The organism is Campylobacter concisus (assembly GCF_003049705.1).
Classification (GTDB): Bacteria; Campylobacterota; Campylobacteria; order Campylobacterales; family Campylobacteraceae; genus Campylobacter_A; species Campylobacter_A concisus_AR.
In genome coordinates this window covers 100,258-114,379 of record NZ_PIRF01000002.1, presented here as the reverse complement: position 1 = coordinate 114,379, position 14,122 = coordinate 100,258, and the positions used below count along the sequence as shown (strand labels likewise).

Sequence of the window (14,122 nt, the reverse complement as noted above, 5' to 3'; positions counted from 1 at the left end):
GCAAAAATATAAGCTTAAATTTATACTTTTTTTAGCCAAAAGCTAATAGAATTGAGCCAAAAATTATAGGAGAAATTTTGAATAAATTTAGTAGATTTTTTGCACTAAAAATTACAGGTGCCTTGCTTATCTCAAGCGTAGCAGTGAATGCACTTTTTGCAAAGAGTGAAGACGAAGCAAGTGCGAAGCTTGAAGCACTTTCAAAGCTTACAAAAACAATTTCAACCGTTGAAAAATACTATGTTGATGATATTAAATTTAAAGAGATCATCGATAAAGCCATTGCTGGTTTAATGCAAAATTTAGATGCTCATTCAAGCTTTTTAAATGAAAAAGCTTACAAAGATATGCAGGTGCAAACAAGTGGAGAATTTGGTGGCCTTGGCATAACAGTTGGCATGAAAGATAGCGCACTAACCGTTATTTCACCGATAGAAGATACCCCAGCTGATAAAGCAGGTATAAAATCAGGCGACATTATTTTAAGAATAGATGGCAACTCAACTATCGGCACAACGATAGATGAAGCTGTAAATAAAATGCGTGGCAAGCCAAAAACTCCAATAACTATCACAATTTTGCGAAAAGGTGAGCAAAAACCATTTGATGTAAAGATTATAAGAGATCTAATAAAGGTTGAGTCTGTCTATGCAAAAATGATAGAAAATGACAACATTCTTTACGTGCGTGTTACAAATTTTGACAAAAATGTTGTTACAAAGGTAAAAGAAGCGATCAAAGAGTATCCAAAAGCAAGTGGCATCATACTTGATCTTAGAAACAATCCTGGCGGACTTTTAAATCAAGCTGTTGATCTAGTTGATCTTTTTGTAGATAACGGCGTCATCGTCTCTCAAAAAGGTCGCGACGCATCTGAAAATGTAGAGTACAAAGCAAGTGCTAGTAAAACTCTTTCAAAACTACCGCTTGTTGCACTAGTAAATGGCGGAAGTGCTAGTGCTAGCGAGATCGTAAGTGGCTCACTTCAAGACCATAAACGTGCTGTAATAATTGGCGAAAACACCTTTGGAAAAGGAAGCGTCCAAGTGATCCTTCCGATAGATGACACCGAAGCATTAAGGCTAACCATCGCAAGATACTACTTGCCAAGTGGCAGAACTATCCAAGCGGTTGGCGTAACACCTGATGTAGTAGTGCATCCTGGTAAAGTGCCACAAAGCGACGATAGTGCGTTTAGCATCAAAGAAAGTGAGCTAAAAGCGCACCTAAAAAGCGAGCTAAACAAGATAAATCCTACAAGCGAGGGCAATAAAACTGAAGCAAAAGATGATAAAAAGATAATCACGCAAAAGAAAGTTGATGAAGATATTCAATTAAAAACAGCGATTGACACGATCAAAATTTTAAAAATAAAACAATAAATTAGAAGGAGATCTCCATGCAAAAAAGAGAACTTATTTACGAGGGAAAAGGTAAAAAAATGTATGCCACAGACGATGCAAATCTGCTTGTGGCTGAATTTAAAGACGATCTAACAGCATTTGATGCTCAAAAAAGAGGCAACGAAGCTGGAAAAGGCGCATTAAATAATAAAATTTCAACACAGCTTTTTAAGCTTTTGGAGAGTAAAGGCATCGTGACTGACTTAGTTGAGACTATCAGCGACACTGAGCAAGTAGTCAAAAAATGCGAGATTATTCCTCTTGAAGTTGTTGTTAGAAACATTGCAACTGGCTCACTTAGCAAAAGGCTTGGCATAAAAGAAGGCACAGTTTTACCTTTTACTCTTGTTGAGTTTTACTACAAAAACGATGATTTGCACGATCCATTAGTAACAGATGAGCACTGTATCATTATGGGATTAGTAAAGAGCGAAAAAGATCTTCAAACTCTAAGACACACAGCAAGAGAGATCAACTCTATATTATTTAAATTTTTTGCCGAAAGAGACCTAAAACTAGTTGATTTTAAAATAGAATTTGGTATCGACAAAGACGGCAATATCATTCTAGCTGATGAAATAAGCCCTGATAGTTGTAGATTCTGGGATGCTAAAACTAATGAAAAACTTGACAAAGATATATTTAGACAAGACCTTGGTAGCGTAAAAGTCGCTTACGAAGAAGTTTTAAGAAGAATTTTATCGTAAGGACAAAAATGAAAGCTGTTGTAAATATAGCATTAAGAAGTGGGGTCCTTGACCCTGCTGGCAAAGCAGTAGAGCACGCTTTAAATTCTCTCGGATTTAGCGGTGTATCAAATGTCAGGATAGGCAAACAAATCGTTTTAGATATCGACGAGAGCGATAAAAGCAAGGCAAAAGAGCAGCTAAAAGTGATGTGTGAAGAGCTTCTAGCAAACACCGTCATCGAAGACTACGAGATCGTGCTATGAAAGTAGCCATCATACTTTTTCCTGGCACAAACTGCGAAGAAGATACAGCTCACGCCTTTAAGCTACTTGGCTGCCAAACGCAGATCATCTGGCACAAAGAAGATAGAATCGATGCTGATCTAGTCGTTTTGCCTGGTGGTTTTAGCTATGGCGACTATCTAAGAACGGCTGCGATAGCTAAATTTAGCCCAGCTATGCAGGCTGTAAAAGAGCATGCGAAAAAAGGTGGCTACATTTTAGGAATTTGCAATGGCTTTCAGATGCTTCTTGAGCTTGGACTTTTAAAAGGTGCGATGAGAAGAAATGAAAATTTAAATTTTGTCTCAAAATATCACCATCTAAAAGTGATCTCAAATAACAATAAATTCCTAGCAAATTTAGCCAAAGACGAAGTGGTAAATATCCCTATCGCTCACGGCGAGGGCAACTACTACACCGACGAAGATACGCTAAAAAGCCTATATGATAACGAGCAAGTCTTGCTAAAGTACTGCGACAGCCACGGCAATGAGATAAATCCAAATGGCTCAGTTGATAGCATAGCTGGGATTTGCGATGAGAGTAAGAGGATCTTTGGTCTTATGCCTCACCCTGAACGCGCTTGCGAGAAAATTTTAGGCACAGATGATGGCATGAAGATGTTAAAAGGGCTAGTTTGGTAAAACGAACACTTTTTATCGCCCTACTCGCGCTAAATTTATTTGCTGCAAACACCGATGAAGTCAGCGTTTTTGACATGATGGATGAGGCAAGAGAGGATAAATTTGTAAATAGCCCAAGTTCAAAGCCTCAAACAAAGACTCCAAGCGAAGAAGAAATATCAAGAAAGCTCGTCTCACCACGCTCTATCGCCCCACAGCCAGAGCGTATCACTCCAGAGCAGATGCGAAATATCGTTCCGACAAACGAACCAGACATCAGCGTCCCTGATAATCAAGTCTATGACAAGATAAAAATAAAAGACCTCCTTTTAAAAGCGACAAATATTCCTAAAAATGTCGTCGTAGGAGAAATTTTTAGTGTTGAGATCGTAGCTGATACGCAAAGTGACCTTGAGTTTGAGTTTGAGACACAGCTTGATGAAACAAATATCAAATGGCTAAATAAGAAAAATTTTCAATGGGTAAAAAGCGAAGACAACAAATATGTAGGTACTTTTTATCTTGAGGCAACAAGCATTGATGCAAAGACTTTAAAAGTTGGCTTGGATCTAAAAAGAAATGGCGAAAACTATCAAAGCTCAAGTATAAATATCTTTTTACCAAAGCTAAAAGAGCTTAGAAGTGATGAGAACTACAACCATATCGTGGCTGATAATCTTGAAGTTAAGAAATTTAAGACAACAAAATTTGATGATATAAACAATATCATGGTTGTAGAAATTTATGGCAACAACGTAGATCTAAGTGCTTTTAATATTGAAAATAAAACGATATTAAAGCAAGGCGTAGATACGATAAATGGCGACTTTAACTCACAAAGTGCATATTATTTTGCAGTATTTAAGCCAAATAAAAAATCGCTTGACTTTAACTACTACAACCTAAAAAAGGCTAAATTTGAAAGTTTTTCTTTGCCGGTGAGTGTTGAAGATGACGATGTCAGCACACAGATCGGACTAAATCCAAAACAAAGTGAATTTAGCACCTATAAAGATATCACGATATACTCTTGCGCGGTAATTTTTATATTATTAGCTGTTTGGCGCAGAAGGCTTAGCTACTTTTTCGTAGCAACCATTTTTATAGCACTTGGAATTTATACCTACAACCCTTTTGGTAAGGCTGTTCTAAAACCAGATATTAGCGTTTCGATCTTGCCTACAAAAAACTCAACCATTTTTTACACATCTCGTAAAAATGAAAATGTAGAAATTTTAGACACAAAAGGCGACTACTCAAAAATTTTATTTGCTGATGGTAAGATTGGCTGGGTAAAAAAGGATAATCTTGTCAAAAATTAGAGCTTTATTTTTTGCTATTGAGTTTGTTATCAGCGTTGTTCTAGTCGTCTTTTTTATGTGGCTATTTAATGATAAAAATAGAGCCATAAGAAAATTTTGGGGAAGATCACAAAGGTTTTTTGGTGGATATAAACTTGAAGTGATAGGCGATTTTAGTGATGAAGCAAATATCTTACTTATAAACCATCAAAGTATGCTTGATATCATTGTCATCGAAGAGCTACACCCAAAAAATGTTTGCTGGATCGCAAAGGCACAGATCGGTAAAATTCCTATAATTGGTAAAATTTTAAGTTTGCCAAAAATGATAGCGGTTGAGCGTGAAAATAAACACTCACTTATAAAGCTTTTAAGCGAAGCAAAAGATAGGGTTGAAAATGGTCGTGTTTTAGCGATATTTCCCGAAGGAACAAGATCTCAAACCAATAAGCTTTTGCCTTTTAAAGGTGGTGCAAAACTATTAGTTGAAAAACTAAATTTAAAAGTTCAGCCTATCGTTATAGTAGGAAGCGATGCTATGAAAGTGAAAGAATTTAGCTTTAAAAAAGCGGATATCAAGCTCTTTTGCCTTGATTTAGTCGATACTTCAAAAGAAAACTGGCTAGAGGCGACTAGAGAGAGTATGCAAAAAGTTCTAGACAAAAATAGAAAATAAATTTGGCTTTGCAAATTTACAAAGCCCCCCTGCTCTATATCATTATCTATAAAAATTTGATTTTATATACTAGAAATTTTATCAATAAATTTAAAAAGGTCTAGCAAGGGCTAGACCTAAAATATTAGCTTAAGAGGTAAGCTCTCAAGTCCTAAAGACACTAAGTTTTGAATTTAATGCATCTGTCATCTTGTTTAGATGTTCTGCCGCTGAAGCTATCTCTTCGACACTTCTAGCATTTTCAGATGAAATTTGGTTGATATTTGAGATACCTTCCATGATTTCATTTACATTTTTGCCAGTTGCGATGTAGTCTTGCATAGTCTTATCAGACATTGCTATAGCGTTATTCATTGTCTCACTCATAACATTTATAGTTTTTTCAACGTCGCTTGCCACGTGAGTTAACTCTTGGATCTGTTTAGAGTTGATACCCATTTGCTCGCTACTATCATTGATCGCTTGGACAATGACGTTAATAGTAGCATTTATCTCAGTTAAACTCTTTTGAGTCCTCTCAGCTAGCTGTCTAACTTCATCAGCAACAACAGCAAAGCCACGTCCATGCTCACCTGCTCTTGCAGCCTCGATAGCTGCGTTAAGTGCAAGTAAATTTGTCTGATCAGCTATATCATTGATAACAACAAGGACTGATTTTACCTGCTCGGCATCACGGCTAAGCTGATCGATCTTATCAGCCATTTGATTTTCTACATTAGCAGAATCAATAATCTGCGCTGATAGCGATCTTATAGCTTCAGTTGCCGTTTTTATATGTGTGCTAGCCTTTTGAAGGTCATCTTTGCCAGCTTGAGCTACTGCTAAAGATTCTTTCATATTTTCTTGCATTACTTTACATCTTTGATTTGTCTCTTCCACTATTTCGGTTGATTTTTCTACACGTTTGCCTGTCTGAAGAGATGTAGAACTAAGCTCATTTGCAACGGAGCTATTTTCACTTGAAAGGTGCTTTGTATCACTTATTAGTATTCTTATTCTTTCAATAAAATCATTTATATCTTTACTTATTTTAGCTATTTCATCTTTACCATAAATAGGAATTTTAATTGTAAAATCAGATGTTATCGCATTTAAATTTGTTCCTAGTCTATCGATAGGATTTGCAACCATCTTCTTAAGCAAGAGCATTGAAACAGCTATCAAAAGTAAGGTAACTATGATGCTTGCTATGATGAAATTTTTACTAACTACTTTTAATGGTGTTAAAAAATCATCAGTAACAGCTGAACCTAAAACCATCCAGTCTAGTTTATCAAATGACTCAAAAGCAACTATGCAGTCAACCCCATCAATTATAATAGGCTCAATACCCTTTCCTTTTTTAACAATATTATCCATAGTAGTTTTTAATTCACTACTTAGCTCTTGATTTGCCTTAGTTGGATGGAAGTCAAATTTTCCAGTTTTAGTATTGTAAAGAGAAAAATATCCATGCTTACCAAGTTTCATCTCAGAAAAAGTCTTTTTCATATTGTTTAATCCCTCGGTAGGATCATAACCAACAAATAAAATTCCTATTACCTCGTTATTTTCAATAATAGGATCATAAATACTCATATAGTTGCGTCCAAATAAATTTACAACGCCTATATACCTCTCTTTATTCATGATATTTTTATAGGCTTGACCGTTTTTGTCAATCATCGTACCAACAGCTCTACTACCATCAGCCTTCGTCACCGATGTACTAACTCTTAAAAAATTATCACCTGATTTTGCAAAAATGGTTGAAATTCCACCTTTTGTAGCTTTATTAAATTTATCTAGAATATCGTAGTTGTTGTTTAAAATACCACTTTGAGATATTAGATCTATCGCCTCGTATTTGTCAGTCTTGCTCATCTGGTGATTAGTTGAAATTTTTCCAATCATCTCTTTAAAAACACTCATTATCAGCTCTGCACTACTTACATTATCTTTTTCAAATAATTTAACCGTATTCATAGCAAGCTGGACGTTTTGTTCTACTGTTGTAAGCACACCATCTTTTATCTCGCGCTCTAAAATATTTGATGTATATACAACAAAACATGTCATAGATACTGCCAAAACCGTAGCAATCGTTGCTGAAACTTTTACCAAAATGCTTCGTAAATTCATTTTGTCTCCTTTTTCTAAAAATTTTCGTCTTGATTATAGCACCATTTTAAATAAACTTTATACAAGAATGCATAATTAATAATAATTAATAAATTATCATTATTATTTTATTCATAAACTATAACTTTTTTGAAATTATTTTAAAAAATTAATTTAAAAACCTTGATAGTAATACTATCAAGGTTAAGTATATTTTTATCACTTTGTGTTATAATCTGCCAAAAATTTTAAAACAAGGAAAGAAAAATGGCAGATAAATTTGAATTTCAAACCGAGGTCAATGACCTTTTAAATTTGATGATCCACTCTCTTTACTCAAATAAAGAGATATTTTTAAGAGAGCTCATCTCAAACTCAAATGACGCTCTTGACAAGCTAAACTATCTTTGCTTAACTGATGAAAAGTATAAAAGCTTAAGCTACACTCCAAGGATCGACATCAAAGTAGATGATAAGGCTAAGACTTTAACCATCAGCGACAATGGTATCGGCATGGATAAAGACGAGCTTATCGCAAATTTAGGCACGATAGCAAGAAGTGGCACAAAAGGTTTTATGAAAAATTTAAGCGGCAATGCCAAAAAAGATAGCTCGCTGATCGGTCAGTTTGGTGTTGGCTTTTACTCAGCATTTATGGTGGCAAACAAGATCGAGGTCATAAGCAAACGAGCACTTAGCGACAAAGCCTATAAATGGACATCTGATGCAAAAAGCTATGAGATCGAAGACACCCAAAAAGATAGCTTTGGAACGGACATCATCTTACATTTAAATGACGATGAGTTTGCAAATTCTTGGCGTATCGAAGAGATAGTCAAGAAGTATTCAAATCACATTCCTTATCCTATATTTATGGATAAACAAAGCTATGTCGCTCCAAAAGAAGGCGAAAAAGAAGGCACATATGAGACTAAAAATGAGCAAATAAACAAGGCAAATGCGCTTTGGAGGCTAAACAAAGCTAGCCTTAAAGAGCAAGATTATAACGACTTTTATAAGCAAATTTCTCACGATAGCAGCGACCCGCTCCTTTACATCCACACAAAAGCTGAGGGTAAGATCGAGTACTCAACTCTATTTTATGCGCCAAGCACCGAGCCATTTGATCTATTTAGAGTTGATTACCAAAGTGGCGTGAAGCTCTATGTGAAAAGAGTTTTCATCACAGATGATGCAAAAGAACTCTTGCCGCCATATTTAAGATTTATCAAGGGTATCATTGATGTTGAGGACTTGCCACTAAATGTTAGCCGCGAAATTTTACAAGAAAATGCGATCATGCGAAGTGTCAAAGAGCAAAGCGTGAAAAAAATCTTAAGCGAGCTTGCAAAGTTAAAAGATAACGACCGCGAAAAATACATAAAATTTTACAAACTATTTGGCAAGGTTTTAAAAGAGGGGCTTTATGGATTTAACGCTGAAAAAGAGCAAATTTTAGATCTTTGCCTATTTAAAAGTTCAAAAAGAGACGGACTTATCAGCCTAAAAGAGTACAAAGAAGCGATGAAAGAGGATCAAAAGTCGATCTACTACATCAGCGGCAACAATGAAAATATGCTAAGAAATTCTCCGCTTCTTGAGAGTTTTAAGAAAAATGATATTGAGGTTCTTATTATGGATGAAGAGATCGATACGATCGTTATGCCAATGGTCAATGAATTTGACAAAACACCTCTAAAATCAGTCTCACACGCTGATATAAATGATGAGATCAAAAGCGGTGAGAAGGTCGATGAGAGCAAGGTTGCAAACACGCTTGTTAAAATGAAAGAAATTTTAAAAGATGAAGTCAAAGATGTAAGACTAAGCTCAAGACTCTCAAGCTCGGCTGCGGTGCTAATTTACGATAAAAACGATCCTGATTACGCTATGCAAGAGATGCTAAAACAAATGGGACAAGGCGTAAATGCTCCAAAAGTTAAACCGATCTTGGAGATCAACGCTGATCATGAAATCTTTGCAAAACTTGAGAAAAATGAGGCGATGGTTTATGACATCGCGCCTTTACTTCTTGATATGGCAAGGCTAAATGAGGGCATGAGCCTAGAAAATCCTGCTAAATTTTCAGAGCTATTAACGAAAGTCATGTTAAAAGCTATCTAAATTTATAAAGCCCAAGAGAAATTTTGGGCTTTACTCTTCTTTATAAAATTTAAATTTCTATAATAGATCGACCTGTACACCATCTTGGATCTCAAGAAAAACAGTGTGTCTTGTGTTTATTGTATTTCCATTGATAGTTTCTTGGCGATTAAATGTCGCTTTATAGACTTGATTTACTGCGTCACCCTCGCTTGTGACATCTACTTTGTTATATATGTCACCTACAACACTATGTTTTCTATTTAGCGTAGCAACATCAGCTTTTGTAGCTTTTACAAAGTCATGTGTGAGCTGTACTAGGTCTTTGCTATCGCCTATGACTTTTAACACTGTATTTACACTCTCACTAGCTGCACTATTGCTTGCATCCCTTGTGTTTCTGCTATCAATAATATCAAAGACACCATCTGGGCTAAATTTTATAGATACCGCCTGATCGGCACTTCCTAGCTGGATCTTTTCAAAGTTATTTATCTTTTTAACGTTATCTAAATTTGAAAAATCCACATCATCAATAACTATCAGAGTGTCCACGCCGCCTCTGCCATCTATCATTCTACCCTTACTATAAACAAAAGCATCGTCTAGGTTGCCACCTTTTATATCACCCTCTTGTCTTAGATATACTAGATCGCCAAAATTTGATTCGCCGTATTTACTAGCGTCACTTAGCTCGTAAGAATTTGTAGTCCCTATCTTTTTTAAATGTCCATTTTGAATAAGTGCTTCAACGTAATTATTACTAAAGAGATGCGTGCCGCTACCTTGTGCTCCAACTAGCATAGATGAAGGATATGGATCTTGAGGGCCATAAGTGTTTGCTACACTTTTTGGAAGCATATATAAAGATAAGTTCATCTCACCAGTTCCGTCCATATACTCCATATCAAGTTTATAAAAACCAGCTTTATCAAATGTAAAATCCCTACTCCACCACTGGCCATTTTTACCATATGATGCTTCGGTAGCTGGGTTTATATATGTTGTTGGACTTCCAAATTTTTGTGTCGTTCCATTTATAGTAAGCTCTGCATAGTTATGTAAGTATGCTGCTCTTACAGAGTATATTCCAGGTGCACTTACATATATCCAGCCATTCATCTTCATAACAAGATCAGAACCAACAGGATTTGACTCACCAAGAGTATAGTTGCCGGGTCTACCTTTTAAAACACCATTTGCAAAGCCTATATTATCACCAGTACCAGCAGCAGTATCGACGCCATTTCTAAATTTCTTTGGTGCATATGGATTAGACGCATCGTATAAGGCACTATCTCCGTGTCTACCAACTCTAGCTAAATCCTCTGCATGCATATTTCCTTGATTAGACAAAGTCTTATAGTGTGTTCCTGAAGCAAACTGCACAACATCATAGGTAGTAGAGGCACTTGGGGAATAAATTTCCATATAGTCTTTATAAATAGACTTACCTCCTCGCGTACTATAAACACCAGAATTATTACCAACTCTAGCTCTCCATGACGGATCTACGTAGTTGTAAAACCACATATCAGCATCAAGACCGCTGTTGCCAATAAATGTAACAGTGCTAATAGATACGTTTCCTGCGGCGTCAGAATTTTTTATCATAAAATTTGCCCCAGTGCTATTGGCTGATAGGGCAAAATTTTCAGAATAGCTATGTGTATTATCAAGAGACGAGCTTTTGTGAACAGAATTTAGCAAATCATAAAGATCAACTTTATTTATGGTATTTTTATTAAGAGTGTTATTGCCATTTGAGTCGGTTCCGATACTGCCTGAAATATCTACACTAGTAACATTAGACGTGGCATTTGGTGTTCCTATCGCATCTGGAGTAGCATCAAGATCGACTCGAACCAAGAGATCATCATCTTTTGTTTCATCACTTTTTAAAACAGTCGCTCTAATATTTGAGTATCTTTCATCTAGCTTTATCCCAAGCGCTTCAAAGTCCATATTTACACGCTTGTCCGCACCTACAACTAGGTCTATATAGTTTTGTCCGTTTGGTAAAATTTTAGCATTACCAAGATTATCTTCAAGAGCTAAACGAAGCTTGGTTCCAGGAGCACGGTCTACACCAAAGACTATATTTGGCTGCTCATCGTTAGTAAGCGAAATATTGTACTCTTTTATAGTTTTGCTCTCATTATCAAAGTTATTTTTCTGAATAACTTTTTCATTATCTCCTGCCCTTAAGTATTTTGCGATATTTATAACTCCTCCATCTATCTGCGTAGCAAGCTTTACATCGTCAATATACTCTAAAATTCCAAAGTCAAATAATCTACCGCGGATACCATCAGTCGTCGTAGCCTCGCCAGGTGTTGTGATAGTCGCTCTAACCGGCGTAGAATGATCCATAGAAATAGGAACGTCTGGTATACTAAATTTACCACCAGCTATTGGAAGTGGTGCTGAGCCATCACTTGGCACGGCTGTTAGCCCATCGTCGCTTATGATATATTTGACAGTTGTTGTAACAGATGGTATAGTAGGAGTCGAGATCGTGACACTTATATTGCTTCCTGGTTTTGTATTATTAGGTAGGTAGATATCAAGATCGCTTTGAGTCGATGACGAGCCAGAAGGAGCTGTAATACTATCTATCAGTCCATCACCATCATTATCCCTTGCAAATTGCACCTTTATACTATTATCTAGAGTTATCTTGTCTGTGACTGGGGCCGCTTTATTGCCAGCTTTGTCAGTAAATGTAGTTGTAAAATTTGTTGTAAGCCCATAAAGCCTTGTGGTGGTCTCTATAGTGCCATTATTTACACTAATAGGCACACCATCATCTCTCGTGGCACTATATACACCAGATGCGTTTTGAGAAATTTTAATAGTGATTTTATCTGTTTTACCATCACTTCCTGCGATATCTATCTCAAATTTATCACCATCTTTTGCATCGTTTGGAATTTTTATCTTTATCGGTGTCTTTACGCCATCAGGGCTAAAGCCACCCTCCTTGCTGGTTAGAACACCATCTTTATCGCTATCTTTTACAAACTGTACATGTGGGGACTTAATAGGTGCAACTGTATCGCTTGAAATTTCACTTACGCTTGAAGCTTTTGGTGTGCCAGTTGTACCATCAATGATCGTCGTACTTAGTCTTTTTATGCTTGGATCGCTCGAGTTTGTTGGATCAGCAATTGTTATCTTGCCATTTTCTATAGGGATAATCTCCGTTCCACCATCAAGCGTAGCGGTAAGTCCGTCAGATGAGATGGTATATGTCTTTGTTACGCTTGTTGGTGTGCTAGCTGGATCATCAACTTTGATACGGATCTTGTCGCCAGCCGTAGCATTGTTTGGCACATAAATATCTATCATCAAGGCTATGCCACCACTTTTTGCGAGCTCGGCTAAATTTATCATGCCATCTTTATTCTCATCAAGCGTAAAAACAGCGATTGGGTTGTTATTGTTTGCAATGGTTATGGTTTCAGTTGCACCTGGATTGCCCGACTTACTTATCATTTGGATATTTACATTTGTTGGAGTTGAAGATGAAATTTTAACCGCATTTGCTACGTTAAAACCGACATTTCCACCACTTTCACTTGTAAGCGAATAGCTCTCGCCGCTCTCTTTATCTACAAGTATATTGCCTGATGTTTTAACCAGCACTTTTTCATGTAAAGTTCCGTCAGGATCAGTGGTAGTTAGTTTTATCTTGTCACCTATTTTCATATTTGGCGATAAGATGACCTTTGCATCATCACTTGGTGTGCTAATTGCTGGATTAAAGCTATTTTCGCTTGCATCTATGACGCCATCTCGGTTTAAATCTTTACCCAAAACTATCTTTGTAAAAGCAAGAGCAGGAGTAATAGTGTCAACACTTGTGGCTACATTTGCCACAGATGAGCTAGTGCCATTTGCCAGGGCGATACTAGAATTTACACTAAATGTAGCATTTGGAGTGACAGCGACACTTGGAATGATAAATTCTTTTTGCTCTGGTTTTGTAGCATTTGACGAAATAGGTAAAATTTCACTTGGATTATTTATATTTATCACGCTTGTACCAGCTTGATCAACTTTATAAACAAGCATAGTCTTTACACCGTTGTTTATGACTTCTAATGTCACTTTATCATTTGGCTTGAAGTCATTATTAAAAGCAACCACTATACTTGTATGGTTTGGATCACCACCTGCTTCTGCAATATTTATATAGCCGTCGCTATCAATATCTTTTAAAATTCTAACACTTGGTGCTGTAATAACTGGAATACTCTCTTTTTGCTCTACCGCTGCTACCGCACCGCTAATAGACCTATGTGCCAATGCCGACTCTTTTAATATGACTGGCAGTACAACCGCACCACCATCAACACTAATAATATTTGAGATATGACCTTGTGTATCAAAATTTAAACCATTTATGCTTGCAAAGCTACTACCGTGGTTTGAGCCATAAGAACTATGACTTGCGTTATGAGAGCTGTCGTCTTCGCCTTTGTTTTTTGTTTCTTCATTCTCAACAAGAAAATTTCTCTTATCTTCTTCTATCTGGGCTTCGCTGCCTTGCGTATTAAAATTTGCTTTTGATAGCTCTTTTGTGATGACGATAGTTTGGGGCTCAAGTAGTGCAATAGGCGAAGCGTGATAGAAATTTATAACGACTGTATCACCACTACTTTGTGTTATGATCTCGTCGCCTAAAAATATCTCATCTCCCTGTTTTAGTGTGATCAACTTTCCATTGCGTTTTACAAATACTTTTCCACTTATTTTTGCGACTATACCAACGTTTTGCATATTTAGTCCTTTAAATTTAATAATCAATCCATTTAAAATTTCACGCGATTATAGCTAAAAAATATTTTATATAAATAAAAGAATTTACATAATAAATTTTATTATTTTTGACCCATTTTTATATTAAAAAATAAATTAAAATTTTTATAAAATGCCAAATT

The 14,122-nt window shown here is 36.2% G+C and carries 8 protein-coding genes and 2 pseudogenes; 7 read left to right on the top strand and 3 right to left on the bottom strand.

Features of this window, described 5'->3' with window-relative positions; all coding sequences use genetic code 11:
- The first annotated feature begins 65 nt into the window (after window positions 1–65).
- Genes CVT05_RS02375 through CVT05_RS02350 form a run of 6 tightly spaced genes read left to right on the top strand, consistent with a single transcriptional unit; the run spans window position 66 to window position 4,973 of the window.
- A complete protein-coding gene (locus tag CVT05_RS02375; RefSeq protein WP_374057345.1) occupies window positions 66–1,382 on the top strand; it encodes a S41 family peptidase in 1,317 nt (438 codons plus the stop codon).
- 17 nt (window positions 1,383–1,399) lie between these two features.
- Complete coding sequence (purC, locus tag CVT05_RS02370; RefSeq protein WP_107697706.1) at window positions 1,400–2,110, top strand: phosphoribosylaminoimidazolesuccinocarboxamide synthase; 711 nt, start codon at window positions 1,400–1,402, stop codon at window positions 2,108–2,110.
- Between the two features lie 8 nt (window positions 2,111–2,118).
- Window positions 2,119–2,355 carry a phosphoribosylformylglycinamidine synthase subunit PurS gene (purS, locus tag CVT05_RS02365; protein ID WP_002941745.1) on the top strand — a complete coding sequence of 79 codons (237 nt, stop codon included), beginning with the start codon at window positions 2,119–2,121 and terminating at the stop codon, window positions 2,353–2,355.
- Window positions 2,352–3,017, top strand: coding sequence for a phosphoribosylformylglycinamidine synthase I (purQ, locus tag CVT05_RS02360; protein ID WP_107697705.1), 666 nt, complete (start codon window positions 2,352–2,354; stop codon window positions 3,015–3,017). Before purS ends, purQ begins: the two co-directional genes overlap by 4 nt.
- A complete protein-coding gene (locus CVT05_RS02355) occupies window positions 3,011–4,318 on the top strand; it encodes an SH3 domain-containing protein (RefSeq protein WP_107697704.1) in 1,308 nt (435 codons plus the stop codon). The genes purQ and CVT05_RS02355 overlap by 7 nt, the downstream gene beginning before the upstream one ends.
- Window positions 4,299–4,973: a lysophospholipid acyltransferase family protein gene (locus CVT05_RS02350; RefSeq protein WP_234400536.1), complete on the top strand. Its 675-nt coding sequence runs from the start codon at window positions 4,299–4,301 to the stop codon at window positions 4,971–4,973. The genes CVT05_RS02355 and CVT05_RS02350 overlap by 20 nt, the downstream gene beginning before the upstream one ends.
- A gap of 144 nt (window positions 4,974–5,117) precedes the next feature.
- Here CVT05_RS02350 and CVT05_RS09670 read toward each other — a convergent pair.
- Window positions 5,118–6,170: pseudogene (locus CVT05_RS09670) on the bottom strand (methyl-accepting chemotaxis protein); the annotation flags it as partial.
- Between the two features lie 27 nt (window positions 6,171–6,197).
- A pseudogene (locus CVT05_RS09665) lies at window positions 6,198–7,031 on the bottom strand (Cache 3/Cache 2 fusion domain-containing protein); the annotation flags it as partial.
- A gap of 309 nt (window positions 7,032–7,340) precedes the next feature.
- On the opposite strand from CVT05_RS09665, the gene htpG reads away from it, so the two are divergent.
- Window positions 7,341–9,197, top strand: a complete 1,857-nt coding sequence (htpG, locus tag CVT05_RS02340) for a molecular chaperone HtpG (protein ID WP_107697701.1) — start codon at window positions 7,341–7,343, stop codon at window positions 9,195–9,197.
- Between the two features lie 57 nt (window positions 9,198–9,254).
- Here the strand turns inward: htpG and CVT05_RS02335 are convergent, their stop codons facing one another.
- Complete coding sequence (locus tag CVT05_RS02335) at window positions 9,255–13,961, bottom strand: hypothetical protein (protein ID WP_107697700.1); 4,707 nt, start codon at window positions 13,959–13,961, stop codon at window positions 9,255–9,257.
- Window positions 13,962–14,122: the final 161 nt, after the last annotated feature.

What these genes read in the sequence shown, in the direction of transcription:
- purC (WP_107697706.1), top strand. Translation starts at nt 1,400, where the DNA reads ATGCAAAAAAGAGAACTTATTTACGAGGGAAAAGGTAAAAAAATGTAT.
- purS (WP_002941745.1), top strand. Translation starts at nt 2,119, where the DNA reads ATGAAAGCTGTTGTAAATATAGCATTAAGAAGTGGGGTCCTTGACCCT.
- purQ (WP_107697705.1), top strand. Translation starts at nt 2,352, where the DNA reads ATGAAAGTAGCCATCATACTTTTTCCTGGCACAAACTGCGAAGAAGAT.
- htpG (WP_107697701.1), top strand. Translation starts at nt 7,341, where the DNA reads ATGGCAGATAAATTTGAATTTCAAACCGAGGTCAATGACCTTTTAAAT.
- CVT05_RS02335 (WP_107697700.1), bottom strand. Translation starts at nt 13,961, where the DNA reads ATGCAAAACGTTGGTATAGTCGCAAAAATAAGTGGAAAAGTATTTGTA.